Raw genomic sequence first — 3315 nt, 5'->3', positions numbered from 1 at the left:
ACGGTCAATTCAGTCCGATCCCCGGCTTGTTATCCTCACTGGCAAGCATCTCCTACGCTTTCCATGACGGATAACCATGGCTTACCCCCAAACCCTGCTTGAAAAGATTTGGCAGCGACACGTCGTTTCACAACTGGATGACGATTATTTCTTGCTGTATGTCGACCGGCACTTGTTGAATGAGGTGACGAGTCCTCAGGCATTCGACGGCTTACGTGCCGCCTCGCGCCAGCCGTGGCGCGCTTCATCGGTATTGGCGACCGCCGACCATAATATTCCCACAACCAATCGCCTTGCGGGCATGCACAACGAAGCGGCCACGCGGCAATTCGCGGCGCTACAGCAGAATTGCAGCGAATACGCTCTGCGCTTTTTCGAGCTCACGGACCGCAGGCAAGGCATCTTGCACGTCGTCGCCCCCGAGCTGGGTGAGACGCTGCCTGGCATGACGATAGCGTGCGGCGATTCGCACACCACGACGCACGGTGCGTTCGGTGCACTGGCGTTTGGCATCGGTACCTCGGACGTGGAACAGATTCTCGCAACGCAATGTCTGGTGATGCGCCGGCCCAAGACGCTGAACGTTCAAATCAGCGGCGAACTACCGCGCGGCACCTACGCGAAAGACGTCGCGCTGGCGTTTATCGGCCGGTATAAATCCGACTTTGCGACGGGCTTTGCATTGGAATTTTCAGGCGAGACGGTTTCCGGATTCAGCATGGAGAGCCGCATGACATTGTGCAACATGGCAGTGGAAGCAGGCGCTCGCTGTGCGCTGATTGGTGTCGACAAGACGGTGATCGACTATCTCGAGGGACGTCCTTCCAGTCCGGTCGGTGCAGCGTGGGAAAACGCGAAACAGGTGTGGTCGACATTGCACAGCGATCCCTCGGCCGAATTCGACAAGACAGTCGTGTTCGACGTGAGCAACCTGCGGCCCCAGGTCACGTGGGGAACGACGCCCGCCATGGTCACGAGTATCGACGGACAGGTACCGAACCCCGCTGCCGGGTCGACTCACGAGCAGCGCGAAGCGGCAATGCGCGCGCTCGATTACATGGGGTTGGAAGCTGGCACGCGGATTCGGGAAATCGGACTGGATAAGATTTTTATCGGCTCGTGCACCAATTCGCGCATCGAGGATCTGCGCATTGCCGCCGATGTCGTGAAGGGCAGAAAGGTCGCGTCCACGATCCGGCAGGCGCTGGTCGTGCCGGGTTCTGGGAACGTCAAGTACCAGGCGGAAGAAGAAGGTCTGGACCAGATTTTTGTCGAGGCAGGTTTCGAGTGGCGCGAGCCAGGTTGCTCGATGTGCCTTGGGATGAACAACGACAGTCTTGGTGAAGGTGAACGCTGCGCGTCGACTTCGAATCGAAATTTCGAAGGACGACAAGGGCGTGGTGGCCGCAGCCATCTGGTGAGCCCGGCAATGGCGGCTGCAGCAGCGATCGCCGGACATTTCATCGACCCAGCGGAGCTTTGAATGAAACCGTTTCTGATTCTGAAGACCCACCCGGTGCCGATCGACCGTACCGACGTCGACACCGACGCGATCCTGCCGAAGCAGTACATGGCGTTGACGAGCCGCGTCGGATTCGGCGATTACCTGTTCGACAACTGGCGCTATGCCGAAGCGGGCGAACCGGGCGACGACATCGCAAAGCGGACGACGCGGCCGGACTTCCCACTTAATCAGCCTCGTTATCAAGGCGCGCAAATCATGCTGTGCCGCGCCAACTTCGGATGCGGATCGAGCCGCGAGCATGCGGTTTGGGCGTTAGCCGACTGGGGGATCAAAGCCATCATCGCACCCAGTTACGGGGATATTTTCTATGGCAACTGCTTCAAGAACGGCATCCTTCCGATCAGGCTGCCGGCCGATGTTGTCGAAGCGTTGTTCAACGACGTGGCCCGGACAGACGAACCGATAACCATCACGATCGACCTTCCTGAGCAGCGAGTCGTTTGCCAGGGCGGGAAGAGTTATCCGTTTGACCTGGATGCCTCCCGCAAGGATGCTCTGCTGTCAGGCCTTGACGAAATCGGGCAGATTTTGGCTAGCTACAGCGAGCAAATCAAAGCGTTCGAAAACGACCACTTCGCCGCTGAGCCCTGGTTGGCGTGACGCGAGATCATCGGATCCAGCTGGAAACCACGCAGACTTCTCGCGCAGGCCCAGCTCTTCGCCAAGTCGACGACCGGTCGCATAGCAAAACCGCATCGCGCTCCTTTACGGTTCTTTTGTTCGCGGACAATCGCTTCGAGATAACGCCTCGCCGGCGGGAGCTAGCTCAAAACCCTCATCGAGCCAGCCAGTAACGCCGCCAATCATGACCTTAACGGGGCGGCCGAGTTTGGCAAGCCTGATTGCGGCGCGCGTTGCGCCGTTGCAGTGAGGGCCCGCGCAATAGGTGACGAAGAGCGTGTCTGGCGGATACTCGGCGAGCCTGGACGCCACGATCTTGCCGTGCAGAATATTCGTTGCGCCGGGCACATGGCCGCGCGAAAAATGCGCGGCACTGCGCACGTCGAGCAGCACGAAATCGACCGAACGCGGGTCGTCGCTCCCGAGTGCCGCATGGACGTCGGCGCAATCGGTTTCGAATGACAGCGAGGCGCTGAAATGGGCGAGCGCGACGGCACTGTCGGCAGGCGGTACGGATGAGACAGGGGACATATAAGGCTCCTTGTGCGTGGATCATTGCCCTGCATTGTCCCGTTCTGCTGCACGTTCAACCAGTGTCGCAAATGACAGATTCCAGTAACATCACGCCACGGCCTTATCCGCGTGAAAACCTCTCACTGCGCTCGCCCAACAGTCGACATCAAGTACCTGCGCGTTGAAGTTGACCACTGCTACGTTCGCACCTCTCCTGAGCAGAATGACCCCGTGGCGGACCAGCCGGTTGGCGAGCGTCACCGCGACGATCGCCACCGCTTATCGGATCAAACTCTCCCAGGAGAGGCAGAACGGCTATGCCGATGCTTCTTGCAGCGCAGCGATTGCCTTCGCCACCCCCGCGCCGTATGCCGGGTCCGCCATCGCGCAGTGTTCGATATGCAGTTGCTGGACCGGCTTCGATACGCCGTTCAGCGCTCGTGCTGTGTTGTCGAACAGCGTCTGCTGCTGCGCGGCTGTCATCTGGCGGAACAAGGCGCCTGGCTGCGAGTAATAGTCGTCGTCGACACGGTGGTTCCAGTGATCCGCCGAACCTTCGATCGACAAAGGCGGCTCGCGAAAGTCCGGCTGCTCCTGCCATTCACCGCGCGTATTCGGCTCATACGGCGTGGCGCCACCCATATTCGCATCGACGC

4 protein-coding genes are annotated in these 3315 nt (G+C 59.8%); 2 read left to right on the top strand and 2 right to left on the bottom strand.

Going from position 1 to position 3315, the window contains the following annotated elements; genetic code table 11:
* Positions 1-76 precede the first annotated feature (76 nt).
* On the top strand, positions 77-1483 hold the full coding sequence (gene leuC / locus QOC89_RS22850; protein WP_323047096.1) for a 3-isopropylmalate dehydratase large subunit: 1407 nt from the start codon (positions 77-79) through the stop codon (positions 1481-1483).
* Positions 1484-2125, top strand: a complete 642-nt coding sequence (leuD, locus tag QOC89_RS22845) for a 3-isopropylmalate dehydratase small subunit (RefSeq protein WP_323047095.1) — start codon at positions 1484-1486, stop codon at positions 2123-2125.
* 105 nt (positions 2126-2230) lie between these two features.
* Here the strand turns inward: leuD and QOC89_RS22840 are convergent, their stop codons facing one another.
* Both QOC89_RS22840 and QOC89_RS22835 read right to left on the bottom strand, forming a co-directional pair.
* The gene (locus QOC89_RS22840; protein WP_323047094.1) at positions 2231-2677 is read right to left on the bottom strand and encodes a rhodanese-like domain-containing protein; all 447 of its coding nucleotides are present in this window, start codon (positions 2675-2677) and stop codon (positions 2231-2233) included.
* 297 nt (positions 2678-2974) lie between these two features.
* Positions 2975-3315 (bottom strand): catalase-related domain-containing protein (locus tag QOC89_RS22835; RefSeq protein ID WP_323047093.1); only part of this gene is annotated, 341 nt, incomplete at its 5' end.

Origin of the sequence: Paraburkholderia sp., from assembly GCF_034668105.1 — a bacterium.
Lineage (GTDB): Bacteria > Pseudomonadota > Gammaproteobacteria > Burkholderiales > Burkholderiaceae > Paraburkholderia.
This window is presented reverse-complemented; position numbering and strand designations above follow the sequence as displayed.